The organism is Nocardia sp. NPDC050697 (genome assembly GCF_040654395.1).
GTDB lineage: Bacteria > Actinomycetota > Actinomycetes > Mycobacteriales > Mycobacteriaceae > Nocardia.
This window is the reverse complement of the sequence record NZ_JBFAHY010000010.1, coordinates 78,148-92,089: the sequence shown is the minus strand read 5'-3', so window position 1 is coordinate 92,089 and position 13,942 is coordinate 78,148. Positions and strand designations below refer to the sequence as shown.

General features: G+C 60.0%; 19 protein-coding genes and 1 pseudogene. 7 read left to right on the top strand and 13 right to left on the bottom strand.

Annotated features, from left to right (window positions below; genetic code table 11):
- The first annotated feature begins 36 nt into the window (after nucleotides 1-36).
- The 4 genes and pseudogenes from AB0H71_RS29095 to AB0H71_RS29080 all read left to right on the top strand — a co-directional run bounded on the left by AB0H71_RS29095 (nucleotide 37) and on the right by AB0H71_RS29080 (nucleotide 2,452).
- Nucleotides 37-342, top strand: coding sequence for a DUF2469 domain-containing protein (locus AB0H71_RS29095; protein ID WP_011210678.1), 306 nt, complete (start codon nucleotides 37-39; stop codon nucleotides 340-342).
- Between the two features lie 166 nt (nucleotides 343-508).
- Nucleotides 509-883, top strand: coding sequence for a YraN family protein (locus AB0H71_RS29090; protein WP_357027412.1), 375 nt, complete (start codon nucleotides 509-511; stop codon nucleotides 881-883).
- Nucleotides 883-1,797 (top strand): annotated as a pseudogene (locus tag AB0H71_RS29085) (ATP-binding protein); the annotation flags it as partial. The gene AB0H71_RS29090 and the pseudogene AB0H71_RS29085, both read left to right, overlap by 1 nt.
- Before the next feature lie 355 nt (nucleotides 1,798-2,152).
- Nucleotides 2,153-2,452, top strand: coding sequence for a hypothetical protein (locus AB0H71_RS29080; RefSeq protein ID WP_357027148.1), 300 nt, complete (start codon nucleotides 2,153-2,155; stop codon nucleotides 2,450-2,452).
- A gap of 97 nt (nucleotides 2,453-2,549) precedes the next feature.
- Here the strand turns inward: AB0H71_RS29080 and AB0H71_RS29075 are convergent, their stop codons facing one another.
- The 6 genes from AB0H71_RS29075 to AB0H71_RS29050 form a co-directional block, all read right to left on the bottom strand.
- Nucleotides 2,550-3,410 carry a TIGR02391 family protein gene (locus tag AB0H71_RS29075; RefSeq protein WP_357027146.1) on the bottom strand — a complete coding sequence of 287 codons (861 nt, stop codon included), beginning with the start codon at nucleotides 3,408-3,410 and terminating at the stop codon, nucleotides 2,550-2,552.
- A gap of 154 nt (nucleotides 3,411-3,564) precedes the next feature.
- On the bottom strand, nucleotides 3,565-4,059 hold the full coding sequence (locus AB0H71_RS29070) for a DUF3846 domain-containing protein (RefSeq protein WP_357027144.1): 495 nt from the start codon (nucleotides 4,057-4,059) through the stop codon (nucleotides 3,565-3,567).
- Nucleotides 4,060-4,255: 196 nt separating this feature from the next.
- Entirely contained in the window at nucleotides 4,256-4,420 is a 165-nt protein-coding gene (locus AB0H71_RS29065) for a hypothetical protein (protein WP_357027142.1), read from the bottom strand.
- Entirely contained in the window at nucleotides 4,417-4,797 is a 381-nt protein-coding gene (locus AB0H71_RS29060) for a YopX family protein (protein ID WP_357027140.1), read from the bottom strand. Before AB0H71_RS29060 ends, AB0H71_RS29065 begins: the two co-directional genes overlap by 4 nt.
- A 238-nt stretch (nucleotides 4,798-5,035) precedes the next feature.
- Nucleotides 5,036-5,350, bottom strand: coding sequence for a hypothetical protein (locus tag AB0H71_RS29055; protein WP_357027138.1), 315 nt, complete (start codon nucleotides 5,348-5,350; stop codon nucleotides 5,036-5,038).
- Nucleotides 5,347-5,679, bottom strand: coding sequence for a hypothetical protein (locus AB0H71_RS29050; protein WP_357027136.1), 333 nt, complete (start codon nucleotides 5,677-5,679; stop codon nucleotides 5,347-5,349). Before AB0H71_RS29050 ends, AB0H71_RS29055 begins: the two co-directional genes overlap by 4 nt.
- A gap of 32 nt (nucleotides 5,680-5,711) precedes the next feature.
- On the opposite strand from AB0H71_RS29050, the gene AB0H71_RS29045 reads away from it, so the two are divergent.
- Nucleotides 5,712-6,071 (top strand): hypothetical protein, encoded by a 360-nt coding sequence (locus AB0H71_RS29045; RefSeq protein ID WP_357027135.1) that lies wholly within the window; start codon nucleotides 5,712-5,714, stop codon nucleotides 6,069-6,071.
- A gap of 5 nt (nucleotides 6,072-6,076) precedes the next feature.
- Here AB0H71_RS29045 and AB0H71_RS29040 read toward each other — a convergent pair whose 3' ends face one another.
- From AB0H71_RS29040 to AB0H71_RS29015, 6 genes are all read right to left on the bottom strand, one after another.
- On the bottom strand, nucleotides 6,077-6,349 hold the full coding sequence (locus AB0H71_RS29040) for a hypothetical protein (RefSeq protein WP_357027133.1): 273 nt from the start codon (nucleotides 6,347-6,349) through the stop codon (nucleotides 6,077-6,079).
- Complete coding sequence (locus AB0H71_RS29035) at nucleotides 6,328-6,657, bottom strand: hypothetical protein (RefSeq protein WP_357027131.1); 330 nt, start codon at nucleotides 6,655-6,657, stop codon at nucleotides 6,328-6,330. The genes AB0H71_RS29040 and AB0H71_RS29035 overlap by 22 nt, the downstream gene beginning before the upstream one ends.
- Before the next feature lie 24 nt (nucleotides 6,658-6,681).
- Nucleotides 6,682-6,948, bottom strand: a complete 267-nt coding sequence (locus tag AB0H71_RS29030) for a hypothetical protein (protein ID WP_357027129.1) — start codon at nucleotides 6,946-6,948, stop codon at nucleotides 6,682-6,684.
- Nucleotides 6,949-7,176: 228 nt separating this feature from the next.
- Nucleotides 7,177-7,536 carry a hypothetical protein gene (locus AB0H71_RS29025; protein WP_357027127.1) on the bottom strand — a complete coding sequence of 120 codons (360 nt, stop codon included), beginning with the start codon at nucleotides 7,534-7,536 and terminating at the stop codon, nucleotides 7,177-7,179.
- 112 nt (nucleotides 7,537-7,648) lie between these two features.
- Entirely contained in the window at nucleotides 7,649-8,503 is an 855-nt protein-coding gene (locus AB0H71_RS29020) for an ERF family protein (protein ID WP_357027125.1), read from the bottom strand.
- Nucleotides 8,451-8,882, bottom strand: coding sequence for a hypothetical protein (locus AB0H71_RS29015; RefSeq protein WP_357027123.1), 432 nt, complete (start codon nucleotides 8,880-8,882; stop codon nucleotides 8,451-8,453). Before AB0H71_RS29015 ends, AB0H71_RS29020 begins: the two co-directional genes overlap by 53 nt.
- 290 nt (nucleotides 8,883-9,172) lie before the next feature.
- On the opposite strand from AB0H71_RS29015, the gene AB0H71_RS29010 reads away from it, so the two are divergent.
- The gene (locus AB0H71_RS29010; protein WP_357027121.1) at nucleotides 9,173-9,898 is read left to right on the top strand and encodes a replication-relaxation family protein; all 726 of its coding nucleotides are present in this window, start codon (nucleotides 9,173-9,175) and stop codon (nucleotides 9,896-9,898) included.
- Between the two features lie 299 nt (nucleotides 9,899-10,197).
- Complete coding sequence (locus AB0H71_RS29005; RefSeq protein WP_357027119.1) at nucleotides 10,198-10,623, top strand: YopX family protein; 426 nt, start codon at nucleotides 10,198-10,200, stop codon at nucleotides 10,621-10,623.
- A 2,940-nt stretch (nucleotides 10,624-13,563) separates the two neighbouring features.
- Here the strand turns inward: AB0H71_RS29005 and AB0H71_RS29000 are convergent.
- Nucleotides 13,564-13,749 (bottom strand): hypothetical protein, encoded by a 186-nt coding sequence (locus AB0H71_RS29000; protein WP_357027117.1) that lies wholly within the window; start codon nucleotides 13,747-13,749, stop codon nucleotides 13,564-13,566.
- Between the last annotated feature and the right edge of the window lie 193 nt (nucleotides 13,750-13,942).

Here is a 13,942-nt window from a genome sequence, read left to right as displayed (position 1 = left end):
CAACGCACTGCGGCGAGAAGGAGGACGTCCCACCCGATGAGTGCCGAGGACCTCGAGAAGTACGAAACCGAGATGGAGCTCTCGCTGTACCGCGAGTACAAGGACATCGTCGGTCAGTTCTCGTACGTGGTGGAGACGGAGCGGCGCTTCTACCTGGCCAATTCGGTCGAGCTACGGCCGCAGAACGCCGATGGCGAGGTGTACTTCGAGGTGCGGATGAGCGACGCCTGGGTCTGGGACATGTACCGTCCCGCGCGCTTCGTCAAACACGTCCGGGTGATCACGTTCAAGGACGTGAACATCGAGGAGCTGGAGAAACCCGACCTGCGGCTGCCCGAGTAGCGCGCGGTTCTCCACAGCCCCGCGCCGATCCACAGGGATTCTGTTTCCCCAGGTCGGCGCGGTAGGCAGCGCCGCGGGTCCCGTCAGGCTTGCCGACGTGACCAACGAAACCCTGGCAGCTGACAGCCCGCTCTCCCCGCACTCGCTGGCGGCCATCGCGGCCGAGGTGCCGCGCCCGGCCAACGGCGCCGATCGCCGCACCCTCGGCGCGTACGGCGAAGAACTCGCCGCCCGCTACCTGGAGACCGCGGGCATGGAGATCCTGGCCCGCAACTGGCGCTGCCGCTACGGCGAACTCGACCTGATCGCGCGCACGCCGGAGCTCACCGCCTTCGTCGAGGTGAAGACCCGCTCCGGCCTCGGCTTCGGCGTGCCCGCCGAGGCGGTCACCTTCGCCAAGCGGCAGCGCATCCGGCGCCTCGCCCTGCTCTGGCTGGCCGAGCAGGAGCGGCCGTGGCGGCGGCTCCGCTTCGACGTGGTGTCGGTGCTGCTGCAGCGCGGCCACCAGCCCGTCGTCGACCACCTGCAGTCGGTGTTCTGATGGCACTCGGACGCGCGCACTCCGTCGCCGTCGCCGGGGTGGACGGCCAGCTGGTCGAGGTGGAGGCCGATATCGGCCAGGGGCTGCCCTCGGTGCACCTGGTCGGCCTGCCCGACGCCGCGCTCCAGGAATCCCGCGACCGCATCCGCGCCGCCGTCACCAACTCCGGCGAGAAGTGGCCGGACGGCCGCGTCATCCTGGCGCTCTCCCCGGCCACCCTGCCCAAGCTCGGCAGCGTCTACGACCTGGCGCTCGCCATCGCCGTGCTGCACGCCGGCGGCAGCATCCCCGGCGACCGGCTGGCCAAGACCGTGCTGCTCGGCGAGCTCGCCCTCGACGGCCGGGTGCGCCCCGTGCGCGGCATCCTGCCCGCCGTCCTCGCCGCCCGGGTCGCCGGCGTGCCCACCGTGGTGGTGCCGGAGCCCGCCCTCGGCGAGGCCGGGCTGGTCGACGGCATCGAGATCCTCGGCGCCCGCGACCTGCGCGCCCTGCTCGCCTGGCTGCGCGGCGACGGCGTGCTCGCGGAACCCGACGGCACCCGCCCCGGCCAGGTGCTCCCCGGCGGCGACCTCGGCGAGGTGACCGGCCAGCAGGAGGCCAGGCACGCCCTGGAGGTGGCCGCCGCCGGCGGGCACCACCTGCTGCTCACCGGGCCGCCCGGCATCGGCAAGACCATGCTGGCCCAGCGCCTCCCCGGCCTGCTGCCCCCGCTCACCGACTCCGAGGCGCTGGAGGTCACCGCCATCCACTCGCTCGCGGGCGACCTCGCCGGTGACCGGCCCCTGCTCACCACCCCGCCCTTCGTCGCCCCGCACCACTCCACCTCGGTGACCGCCATGATCGGCGGCGGCTCCGGCATGGCCCGCCCCGGCGCCGTCTCGCGGGCCCATCGCGGGGTCTTGTTCCTCGATGAGTCTGTCAATGCCTAAGCACGCCACACGGACACAGACCAGGATACCGGGTCGAAAGGCGCTCAGCGGGCTGCTCAGGGGGTGTTTCGGGGCTGCTGAGGCTGAAGGAGGTGGGCGACACCGGCGAGTGCCGCAGGGTCGCGCACGCGGAGCGGTACGCCGCTGGCAGCGGTGGAACGGCGGACATATGCGCCAAGGTCGAACGCTGGCAGCGGGGACTTCAATCGGGATTTCTTACTTTTCATCTACCTCTATTGTAGCAAGGTTTGTATTTACTTCGAAGATCATCTGTGCCATTAATAGCTACTGGCGATGGCTGACGGGTCATCGCTTCGACCAATTCCTAGGAGTGGTTTTAATGGGTTATCAGGTTGTTCATCAGCGCACGAGTGATCTCACTGGGGAGATCATCCCGGACAACGAGGTCGTCACCGTCGCGTTGAGGAGCCAGGGGAAGGTGTTCGACGCAACCGCCGCCGAACTCTCGGGCCTGAAGCTCCTCAGCAACGTCGTCGAGCTGGAGTACCGCTACCCGGATAAGGAGCCGGAGTCGGTCTTCTGCACGGAGGCCGAACTGGCGAAGCTGATCCCGGCCGACAAGATGGAGAAGTTCGACGCGCTGAAGGGCCGCCGCACCGGCTACTCGCCTCGCGCGTAGCCACCCCTCACCCACCGTCCCTGTCCCTACTACCGCCCCGCTCCACCTTGAGGCTTCAGTCTCGGTGGAGCGGGGCTTCTTCATTTGGTAGATGAACTTAGGCGGACTGAGCTTGCCCCCCGGCCTCGTCTGCCTCTTCAAGCCCGCAAGTGTCGACCCAGCGGGTGAGCAGGCTCAGCGTGGCGAGACGTTCCAGCGCTTCCTGCTCGCTGTACTCGCTGTTGCCCTGGCCGTGCGTCGCATCGTTCCGAACTGTCATCTGTACACCTGCGGCGAACTTCAGCAGGCCGCTATTCATGTTCTTAACGGACTTGTGCGTCTCTGGATCTCCCGGCCACCGAAGGCGCGGCTTGTTCACCTGTGGAGGAGCAGGGGCGAACGCCTGCTCCCACATCCCTGTGCCGTCTACATCGAAACGGCTCGTCAGGTTGCGCCCGTGGTGCTCTACTGCATCGCATGCCGCCGCAACAGCCTTGCGGTACTCGCCAATGCTCCACAACTTCCCGGCTGCACCCCAGACCAGAGGATGCAGCTGAGTAGGACCGATGGCTGGTTGAATCCGGGCTTCAGCGCGTTCGATCATCGCCTGAAGCCGTCCGAGAACGTGCTCGACGCAATCAAGAACGTGGTGAGGGCGAACGATTGGCTTCGGGTCAGTCATGAAGCGCCAGTTGATGATTGGATCGAGCGGAAAGTTGACGCCCTGGACTGAGACACGCGCACTGGCAAGGTCGGTAGCCTCGCTAGCCTTACCCGCTGCTTCGCCTACCTTGCGACGCGCTTCTTCCAGGGCGGCCGGGTCTACGTCATCCTTGGGGAAGATGGCAGGCATCAGCCCCTGGGCGAAGAACGGGTCGGTCTCGGTATGCAACTCCAGGAACTCAAGCAGTCGTTCGCGGAACTCAATGACTGCCGTACGGACGCTCCGGAGGTACTCAGGGGTGTAGTTGTCAGCCACGGGAAGTTGGCCTTTCATGTCGTAGGTTCCGCGCAGGCCATGAAGAGCGTAGCGACAATCACTGACACCTTCCGAGGGGTTTTGGAGCGGTCCAACCTGCACCCGGACATGAAGATGCCCGGCGCTCCCGCGCCGGGACTTGTTCTCCGTTGACTCAGGCCGCGATCACGCGTATCGCCTCCACCAGCGCCCACCGACTCGCCAGGTTCAGCCCGTACTCGGCCGCTGACCAGTAGGTGGTGAACCGCATCAGGTTGCCGTGCCAGGTCTCCTCGTTGATCGCGCGCACCTCCACCTTGAAGTGGTTGGTTTTCGTGATCAGCTCGGCGAGCTCGGCCGGCACCGTGGTCGTGCGCCCGACATCATCCGGCTGCCCCGTGATTAACACGTTGCCGCGGATCGGGATGGTCCGGCAGTAGATGTCGAGGTTGGACCAGGAGAGAAGCGACGCGCGGCGGTTCGGTTCGAGGTCTTGGATCAACCCCTCCTCGTTGCACCACAGCGTCGCACCCACCTGCGGGAGGTCGAGCACCTGAACCCAGCCGTCGACAACCCGCTGAATGTAGGTGACATCTCCCTGGTCGAACTCCACCAGCTTGACCGGCTCGTCCTTCGCCGAAGGAACGATGATGCCGGAAATCTTGCTCACAACAGACCCCTAAGTCGTGGGATTTATCTGGCCTCGAGCGAGACCAGAACACGGCCCACGAGCCGGGGATCAGCGGCGCCTACGGCGTGCGATCAGGTTGAGCAGCAACGCCACTTGCAGCCGCCGGAGCTGAGGTGCCAGTCTTTCAAGCTGCCGCTGAGCCACACCAGCAAGGAACTCCGGTGGATCGGACCACTCAAAGCCGACTACTAGGCGATGTCCAGCTCGCATGGTGCTCTCCGGCGTGAATCAGCCCGTGAATGTTGACGATGATGAAGGTGCCCAGCACGGCGAAGAAGATGATGCCAAGCGCAACGCCGATGGCTTGGAGGATCGGAGCGAGGTAGTCCCAGTACTTCATGAGGCCGCCCCCAGAAGCTCGGGATTCTCGGAGGTGTCGCCGACGACTTCGATCGCCTTGATGTCCACGCCGTTGATACTTCGGAGCTGCTTATACCCGCACTCCCTTGCGTCCCAAGCGACCACGAATGCCTTAGAGGACAAGCCGCTCGGCCTCGCCCTGCGTATGCGTTCCCCCTCATAAATATCCACCCCGTTGATGTCTTTAAGTCCGATGTACTGCTCCCGCCGAGCGCCCTTGGCTGTGAAGAGGCCGTGGTTGTCGAGGTTCCACGGCCCGTTGTTGCCGCCCCTCCAGTGCCACCGGTTATCGAAGAATGCCTCGTAGCCGAGCAGCGTGCCGTCTGCGGCGCGGACTCTGAACTTGATGTCTCTCATGTAACGATCTCCTGTGGAAAACTCCACGATTATGCCGAACCATATTGCCGCTTGCGGGAAAATGGTTCCTGATGTTCTAGTAGCGAGTCACACCACGAACCGGGCTGTAGTGCAAGTGATTTCGGGTCTTGCGATCGTCGCGGATCGTGGTCTGGCTAGCTTTCAAGCTTCCGACCTCTGTCAGGTGCCGAAACAGAGCGTCGTAAAAGGTAGCTTGTGTGAAGTGCGGGAAGGCGCACTATGCGCTTAGCAGTAGTTCAGCTGCACCCTCGGGATCGCTGCTCCAACTCGATCTCTCGTCCTGATGCCGCATGAAGTACGCGTAGCAGGCGCCAAATCCTTCGTCTACCAGATTCTCGTACTGCTCGCGGTGGTCGCCGTTTAGTATGAAGTACTTGCCGTCTTTGCAGAGCGCAGTCTCCGCCCCACCGTTGTCGGCTGCGAAGGCTGGTATGAATGGTGCAATCTCGCCTGAGTTGTACGAGACGTAGAAGTCGTCAAGTTCAAGCTGCACGTTCCGGTGATATCTAATCCAAGCTTTGCGTGTGATCATGCCGCCTGTTCCTCGCTCTTGTTCAGGGCTGCTGCCAGGCTCTGGGCAAACGCAAACGGCATATCGGCTATCTCGGCATCGTGGCGCGCGTAGGCGCTGAGTTCTGACAGCTCCTTCTTAAGAATCGCTGTGAAGCAGCGAACGGAGCATACGTCGAAGGATTCGTAGGACTCACAACTATCGTTTCCCCATCCTTGGTGTGATCGGCTGAAGCGGTACCAGGTGTCTTTATATGTACTGTATTCGTGCTCCACCTTGTCGCAGAAGTCGCATTTGTAGGCCACAGTCTCATCTCTTAAGACTTGCTTCTTCTCTTTCAACTCACTCATCTGAACCTCTTTCTTATATACTGTTAACTTGTATGCCCCGCCCTCTTGGCTTCGATCGAGACGAACTCCGCGCCGCCTGGCAATCAGGTAACTTCCAGACCGCCGATGCCGTGATGGACTTCCTTGGGATTGACCAGCGCTACCGCCGATCGGTCCAGGACAACATCAGGCGGGAGTTCGGCCCACGCCCGCGGCGACCGGAGAAGCGCGGCGATTGGCTGCGTGAGGCGGTGCTCAACTGGATGCAGGCGAGCGGGTTAGACCTGCGCTACTGCTACCAGTGCAACCGGCGCTTTGGCCATGAGCCGTATCTCCGGACGCTGCGGCACGAGGGCCGGTTGGAGGATGTGGTGGTCGTCTGCAATAGGTGTAAGAGGGTGGGGGATAAATAGGTGCGTTACCAGCCGTTGCCGTCGCCGTCGCCGTCGCCGTCGCCGTAGCCGTCGCCGTTGCCGTTGCCGTCGCCGTAGCCGTTGCCGTCGCCGTCGCCGTTGCCGTCGCCGTAGCCGTTGCCGTCGCCGTCGCCGTTGCCGTCGCCGTCGCCGTAGCCGTTGCCGTCGCCGTCGCCGTAGCCGTAGCCGTTGCCGTTGCCGTCGCCGTAGCCGTTCCGGCCAGCGGTTGATTGGGAGTTCTCTCCGAGGGAGGGAACTAGACCAACTCTGATGTCCACAGCTCTTCCTTAGCGTTCAACGTGGCAACAATCGTCAAACGGTGGAACTCTACGCGCCCTACCTTATCGAGCTTGGTATTCGTCTTCTTTCCTTCAAGGGCTAGCTCGCCTAGTCCGTTGGTGGTTCCCCACCTGCGGATGACGTAGGCGTTATCGAGGGCGCAGCTGTCTCCGTCTTCGGAGTAGCGGCCGATGAACACCCAGCCCCTTTGCAGGATCACGATCTTTATGTTCGAGTTCTTTGGCTCCTCTGAGCCCTTGGGGACGTACTCGACGCCGTCCAGAGTGATTGATTTTGATTTGGCCATATGCCTCCTTTGATTGGTTAGTTGTTATGCAGCGGTCTTCTTGCGGCGGCTCGCTGCCTTGAACGCCCGGTACTCCTCCTTGATATCCACGATGTTCACCTGCACCTCCGAGCCGTCTGGCTTGTTGAAGTAGATGATCGGGAATGCCGAGGCAGCCTTGGGCTTGAGCCCGCGATCGAGCATGTACCACTGGACAGCCTTGAGATCCTGCGCCTTCAGGCTGCCGTCGGCGTTGCGCTTGATCTTCAGGCGTTCCGCCACCTCGTTGATATCGAAGAGGGTGCCTTCCATCTACGCAGCCTTCCTCCGTCGACTGACCGTCCCGCCCCTCATTCCGGCACACTGCGCCTTATGGTGCTTGCCGGGGATGACGGCGCACTCGCAGGGAGTCATCGCGGCGAAGCCGCCTGTTGTCCCGTTGCGTCCACCTTTCGCTCCGATCCGCGCGTAGAAGTCCTTGCCGTAGCGCTTCTTGTTCGTCTTGGCAGCGAGCTGCCCACCTCTACGGGTGCCGGCCATCTATTCGAACCTTTCACCTACCCGCGACGGCAGGCGACTCACTGTGCGCTTGGCGACGTAGCGCCCAAGAGGGCCGGAGGTTAGCGACTGGTAGAAGATGCGGAAGTCGCGGGCAACCCTCTCAAGCTGATGCTTCTCGAGAGTCAGCTTGTCGTTATCGCTCTCGTAATCGGCACACTTCTGTCTTAGGCGAGCGACGTCGGCCTCCAGCTTCTTGATCCGCGCATCGGCGGCAGAAAGGAGATCCTTCTCCAGCTGCTCCGCCGTAGCCTCATCGGTCGGGTTATCGGCAGCCGGTGCCTTGGCGCGGCGGTTGGCGCTGAGCGGCCTCTTAGGAGCTGGTAGGGGCGCCGGGTTCATCGCTCGATCCGCGGACGCCTGGCGGGTGCGCTTCGCGGAGGTAGTTGGTTTAGTCTTCTTAGTTGGCGTATTCGCCATGTTGGTCTCCGGTGCTGAGCACCGCGTTACTGTTTTATGCAGACGGTTCAGGAGCCGTGATACTGGGGTCGTACCAGTCTTCGGGTAGCCTCCTGCCGCCGTTCTCGATCTCGCTCACGACGACGGAAAGATCCCGGAGCTGATCCTCGTTGCAGATCTTCAGGCTTGCCCGGCCGGTCTGCGATTGAACGAGTTCCTTAATCCGCTCGTCCGGTAAGCCGAGGCCGCGTAGTCGCTCGCTGAGGTCGAGGATTGTCTGATCCTTCGCTGAGGCACCCGTTCCGGTTGCGGTCGGTGTCTCTGCCGGACTATCGGCGGTGAATACCTTCACGCTCTTCGCCTCACCGCGGACCTTGGCAGCTCGCTGCGACACAATCTCGTGGAGGTTGTTGATCGCTAGCGTTGCCTGATCTTCGGACTTCAGCGAGTTGATGCGGAGTTCCACGTCGGCAGGCGGAAACTTCAGATCGTGGCAGAGCTGCTTGATCTCGGCTAGCTGCTCCTCGGTCGGCTTCGTACGCCGGTTCGAGGCACGGTTGCCGTCGTCGTCATCTTCACCGACTAGCCCGAGGATGGACATGACGCCGTAACGCCGTGCGTAGGTGATCGCGGAGCCTTCCGCCTGTGAGTTGTTCTGCGCCACCCTGAGCTTCTGCTCGGCCTGGATGGACGCTCCTGACTCGTGGGTGAGGATGGTAATCAGGTAGGTGGCATCATCACGTGACACTGGCCATTGGGTGAAAGCCATACCCTGCGCCGTCACCAGCTCTAGTGCAGTGGGCATCACCTCTTCAAGAGGCACATACGTGTTGCTGAAGTGAGAGTTCTTCGCGCTCTTAACGAGCGGCTCTACCTTCTTCTGAATCTCTACCAGCGCCTTCGCGATCACCGGAGGGATCGGGGAGGGTTCGCCGACTCCCATCCGTACCGTGGCCGGCGGGGCTGGCTGCGACAAGACCGGGGCGTCGTCGGGCTTCTCTGGTGAAGCGGACGAAGTCTCGGATGTCTCGGTACTTGGTTCCTTTGCCATCTTTGAAATCTTTCTGAAGCTGCTTGTATCGCCTCCTTATGTTGACGTGTAGCTGGATATCCGGGTTCATCCAGGCGTTGTGGTTGAGTACCGCTATCGTGACGCGCTTTCTTGAGCGCGGGTCAACGGTCGTGAACTCTTCCAGTGCCAGAAGCAAGATGGGATCTATGCTGAGGCTCTTCTGGCTGTATCCAGCTCCGTAGCCTCTGTCGGGCATGATGTAGTTGTAGTCATTCATTCCATAATCTCGGTTAGTGCACTCCTTGTCTATTGGTTGGTATCCGCAGTGTGTACCGATGAGCTGTCCGACCTACATTTTGTGTCGCGCTGGGTACTGCCGTTAGTATGAGCTTTATTGCACAAAAATGCAATGACTTTTTATCACAATCCTGTGGAAAACTACTCGCGCTTAAACTGCTATGTGCGTCGCTATGTGCCTACCATGTGCCTGGCCCCACCAATCCACATGCCTTGACCAGGGGAAACAACCTGCTGGTCGCGCGGCCTGAACCGTCATATGATTGGTCCATGATTATTTCGCCCCGCGACGACCGAATCCTGCGGCAAGTCCTGCGCTTCGGCCAACTAGGCGCGGGGCATATTAGAGAACTCGAGTTTTATGGCCTGAAGAGCGACACATCCGCCGATAACGTACTGAAGCGCTTAGTGGGCAACGGTCTGCTGGCGCGGGTCGAGCGCCGATCCTTCGGTGGCTACCGTGGCGGATCGGGGCAGTACATCTACCAGCTCGGGGTGAAGGGCTATCGCTACCTCGACAGGATGGACGCCCGCCACAACTACCGCGTGCAGAAGCGCCACATGCTCGGCCTGGCCGATGTATACGTGAGCATGGTCAGGGCGTCGCGTACGGGCGAGCTGGAGATCAAGACGGCGCTGGTCGAAGAAGAGGCCACCATCGACGTAGACGGCGTGACGGTGATCCCCGACCTGTACGCCCGGCTATGGGTGGCGGCGAGGCAGCGTGCGATCCAGCTCTACATTGAGGTCGACATGGGCAGCTCCGCGGATCAATCGAGTGAAAGCCCGGATAAGATCCGAGATAAGTTGAAGCGCTACTACTACGCCTCTACGCACTGGGACGAGCCGACCTTCCCGCTGGTGCTGTTCTTGGCTATCGACGCCGAGCGGGCGTCTACGCTACGTCACATCATCAGTAAGGCGCCGGAGCATGTACGCCCGCTCTTCCGGGTCGAAACAATGGAGAGTTTTCCACAGTTACTGTGGTCGGAGTGAAAGAAAGTCATTGCATTTTCATGCAAGAAGCGCATAATAGAAGTAGGAGATAACTTTAACTGGGGGAATCTAAATGAAGTTTGTAGACACAACGTCGGGGCAGATCCTTGATCTACGGGTGTATCGCCCGCGACGAACCAAGACCAGGCGCAAAGCCTTGAGGACCAGCCCGGCGTTTGAAGCCGCATGGCTCGCGCTCGCGGCGCTGATACTGCTATCTGTAACAATTGCTAAGGGCTAAGCCCAGGAGATAACTAGATATGAGAGAGATTAAATATAGAGCGTGGGATGGCAAACAGATGGTTTACGACGGTGACCACTGGAACGGTCATACTCGACAGAGTAACGTCCCATCGCTCGTATACCCAGTGTCGGTTACAAATAAAGGCATCCACTGGTGCAAGAAGCTCGGTCCGGCCAAGGACGGTGACATCGTTCGCGACGAAGCCGGCAACGAGGGCTACACTAACTGGGAGATTGACCGTGTGGCGCGTGACGTTGAGCTGATGCAGTATGTCGGCCTGAAAGACAAGAACGGCCGCGAGATTTACGAGAGTGATATAATCCGGGTTCCTGATTATGCTAGGAACTTCACGACATCAGTCGAGTATTCTGAATTTTATGTTGGCTTCAAGCCCTTTGCGGAGATTAGTCGCACGATGTACGACAGCATCGAGGTCATCGGCAACATCTACGAGAACCCTGCGCTGCTGCAATCAAGCTAATAGCCTCGGTACACCACTACGCCCGCCACGACGATCTGTGGCGGGCGTAGTGCGTTCTGAGGGCGGGGCGCGGGGTTAGCGCCCGCCGGGTTGAGCGCCAGGAGCGTCAGTGATGGGGCTCTGCGGAGACTTGCGAGCCTGCTCCGCGATCTCGTTGAGCTTGCACTGCTTAGCGCTCTCACCTTCATACGTGAGGACGATAGCCGGATGCTTGGACTGTGTGTCGATCACGTCAGCCTGCTGTTGAGCGCAATCGGAGACAGACACAGTCTCTTGTTTCGGCTTTGCATCTTCTTTGTCCTTATTGGACGTCGCCCAGGCAAATGAGCCGGTAATAGCAGTAGATACTATGAGTGCTGTAGCGCCGATTCCGGCCACTAGCACCGTCCTGTCTCTAGCCGCCGGTTGTGGTGTCTGTGGGGTATGTGCAGCAATTGGCTGAGCAACTCTAGCCGCGACTGTTCTCCCGCTTGGGGTGCGAAGGATTTCTTCAACCCGACGGCGGACCTCGTCGCGCACCATGACTTCGAGGTAGTCTTCAGTCACGGTATCCCCTCTGATTACTAAGAGGGGATACTTCGGTCAGTGCAGATTGAGATTGCTCGCCCTCGGGTAAAGGAAGGGGACTATCTCTGTACTTTAGCCAAGCGGAGAATTGCCGCATGAAGGTTCGCTCCACCATGTACTGATAAATCGAATAGACGGAGAAGAGAAGTGCGGCCACTAGCTGAGCCGCTAGAGCCGAAAATAGGATTGGCGACGTACTGACTGTCGACCAGAGGTAGACTATAAGGCCCGCGATAATCCAGGCGGCGATAGTGCCGATGTTCGCGAAAAGATAGAAGAACCTCAGACGCCTCGTGTGTCGTAGGGTTTCCGCGCTCAGATCTCTAGCGGCTTGGATTCCCTCCTCCTGTGTCGAGGTAACCGCAATCACGGCGTTCGAGTTCGGGTTGATAGGGCTATGCCGATTGGGGAGATTGAAGTTGGGGTCGATGACGAGCCAACCCCGCTCGTCCTCACTACGCAGAAGGACGGCAACCGGCGCGCTATCGTCCCGTGCACGCCACCGGCGATGACGTAAGTGCCTTAGGTAGGTAGTCATGCCCGGCAGCATACCGGGAACTACACCGGGATTAGGTAATATGCGCCAACTGCAACGCCGCCCCAAGGTGGAGGCGGCGCTCAATCTGCGGATACAGACATGGAGTTGTTGTCGTGTGAGCTTGTCGACAGCTCGCTACCATTATGGCACGATGATCGTATTGTTGGAAGATGGATAGTGTGCTTTAATGAGAAATAGCCGAACAGCTAAGTCCGACAACTCGGCTCAGTAGGTTGTATTGAAAAGTTAAAGGCCGCCCCAAGGCGACCAGGTGTTTGTTTTAGCTTTGCTAAGTCCGACACCTTGATTATAACTAATCTAGCTTTCTAATACAATACCTCGTGGGGAGCTGAAGACCGTCCCGGCGCAGAAGCGAGTATAAAAAAGAGAAGCGATGAACGGCTCAACGTTTTAGGATATCGTAAATCCTGCTTTATACTGATGGTAAGGATAAAACCGCACGATCTTTCACAACTCGGTCTGATTCGTAGGCACTGAGACGGTGTTCACACGAAGCACCCAAGCGCCCCGATCCCGGTTCTCCGGCGGAGGCAAGCGTATGTAAAAAACGTGTGGAGATAGCGCGAGGCCGCTCGTCGCCGTCTCAGTGCCTACGAAGTTCATGCAGCGACACAGCCGCGCAGATAGCGAAAACCTAACCTTGTGAAAGGATTCGTTTTTATATACTGACTACTCTATCTGCGTAGCCGTGCCGCTGCCGAGAACCTGAATACGTAAGTAGAGATGAGGATGAAGTATCCCGGTTGATGGCCTCTCCTTGGTCGGAGACACTGCCCAATGATCATGGGTGAAACCTAGGCTATCCATCCTCTTCCCTGCTCGCGTAGCAGGACGATTACACAAGCGTCCAGGGGGAACATCACGATCCGGGAGTATCCCGGCGCCTCTGGCTTGTGTATTCGGGATTACCTAAGAGGGCAGCCAAAAGAGTGATCTGCGGCATAGTGAGGCTTTCGAGCCGATCCCGCGGCGAGGCCATGCTTATGTAATCACAGCTGGTAGAGCACATCCCGCTTAGGATGGACACAGCTTTGCGGGATGCTACCAGCCTGTGTCGCTGCATGAACATTGAAGGTAGACAGCTCGGTAGCGTCGCCGGGTTGGATAGAGGTTGCAAGAACGACCGCAACCACCGAGCCGCCTGCCTTCAACAGACATCATCACCCGAGACAACTCGTGCACAAACTGCACTAGTTGTGGATAAAGGGGAGTTGGTACTCAAGCTATGCCTGATACGCCAGCCGATCCGACCCACTCAGGTAATGCTTCAGTACTAAACTCCCCGCGTAGCCACGTAAGAAAAAGAGGGAGTACTTAGAATGTCTGGTCTTCTATCTCCACTCATGATATAACCAAGATGCGGGTGCCAAACCGCGCAAAGAGCCACCCTCTGCCCGAAGGTGGCTCTTGTCTTAATCAAGGTCTTATGCTTAACTAAATGCAACTACATACCACGTGATGCGTAAGTAGATGCACCTTATACCCCCTATTCTAACTTATGTTAGGTGAAGAGGCGTCCCGCCGACATGTATCTACCCTCCACTGTCGGCAAATACACGGGGCGTCTTTTTGCGTTGGGGGTCAGGTCAAGTCTTGCCAGCGCCGTACCGCACTGGCCAGCTGGTACCGCGAGGCGTCATGTTCCCGGACAACGGGAAGGATATCGGTGCGCTCAAGATCGACGTCACGTGACACGGTGTCGACGTGCCCCGCCGCATGCCGGCCAGGATGATGATCTCGCCACCCGACGTGATGGATGAGCCACCAGAGGGCGGCGCAGATCCCAAGCACCCCGATGCCTACCAGCCACCACATCACGGCTCCCACAGCGAAGCGCAGGGGATGAGGGGCAGCCCCGCGGTGACGCGGTCGTCGACGGTGATCACGGCATCGGGCACCCAGTCTTGGAGGATGCCTTCAATCTGTACCGCGGCTGTCTCGCTGATGCGGTAGTCAAAGACCGGCCCGCGGTCGTAACTGATACGGATGTGCCTATCCACGCCTTCATCACTCCCAGTCGCCCGAGGCGGGTTCGGAGAGGTGGGCCAGAGCGGCAACCTCAAGGACGCAGGTGTCGCCTGGCGGGTGCCTGTGCCAGCCGATGATTAGTTCGGCCTCGGCGCGCGTTAAAGACTCCGGATCATATTTGCAATCCAGCCATCGCTTATCTAAAGCGACCATGCCGCCCCTGCC

What these genes read in the sequence shown, in the direction of transcription:
- AB0H71_RS29095 (WP_011210678.1), top strand. Translation starts at nt 37, where the DNA reads ATGAGTGCCGAGGACCTCGAGAAGTACGAAACCGAGATGGAGCTCTCG.
- AB0H71_RS29080 (WP_357027148.1), top strand. Translation starts at nt 2,153, where the DNA reads ATGGGTTATCAGGTTGTTCATCAGCGCACGAGTGATCTCACTGGGGAG.
- AB0H71_RS29065 (WP_357027142.1), bottom strand. Translation starts at nt 4,420, where the DNA reads ATGAAGTACTGGGACTACCTCGCTCCGATCCTCCAAGCCATCGGCGTT.
- AB0H71_RS29060 (WP_357027140.1), bottom strand. Translation starts at nt 4,797, where the DNA reads ATGAGAGACATCAAGTTCAGAGTCCGCGCCGCAGACGGCACGCTGCTC.
- AB0H71_RS29055 (WP_357027138.1), bottom strand. Translation starts at nt 5,350, where the DNA reads ATGATCACACGCAAAGCTTGGATTAGATATCACCGGAACGTGCAGCTT.
- AB0H71_RS29050 (WP_357027136.1), bottom strand. Translation starts at nt 5,679, where the DNA reads ATGAGTGAGTTGAAAGAGAAGAAGCAAGTCTTAAGAGATGAGACTGTG.
- AB0H71_RS29045 (WP_357027135.1), top strand. Translation starts at nt 5,712, where the DNA reads ATGCCCCGCCCTCTTGGCTTCGATCGAGACGAACTCCGCGCCGCCTGG.
- AB0H71_RS29035 (WP_357027131.1), bottom strand. Translation starts at nt 6,657, where the DNA reads ATGGCCAAATCAAAATCAATCACTCTGGACGGCGTCGAGTACGTCCCC.
- AB0H71_RS29030 (WP_357027129.1), bottom strand. Translation starts at nt 6,948, where the DNA reads ATGGAAGGCACCCTCTTCGATATCAACGAGGTGGCGGAACGCCTGAAG.
- AB0H71_RS29025 (WP_357027127.1), bottom strand. Translation starts at nt 7,536, where the DNA reads ATGAACCCGGCGCCCCTACCAGCTCCTAAGAGGCCGCTCAGCGCCAAC.
- AB0H71_RS29015 (WP_357027123.1), bottom strand. Translation starts at nt 8,882, where the DNA reads ATGAATGACTACAACTACATCATGCCCGACAGAGGCTACGGAGCTGGA.
- AB0H71_RS29010 (WP_357027121.1), top strand. Translation starts at nt 9,173, where the DNA reads ATGATTATTTCGCCCCGCGACGACCGAATCCTGCGGCAAGTCCTGCGC.
- AB0H71_RS29005 (WP_357027119.1), top strand. Translation starts at nt 10,198, where the DNA reads ATGGTTTACGACGGTGACCACTGGAACGGTCATACTCGACAGAGTAAC.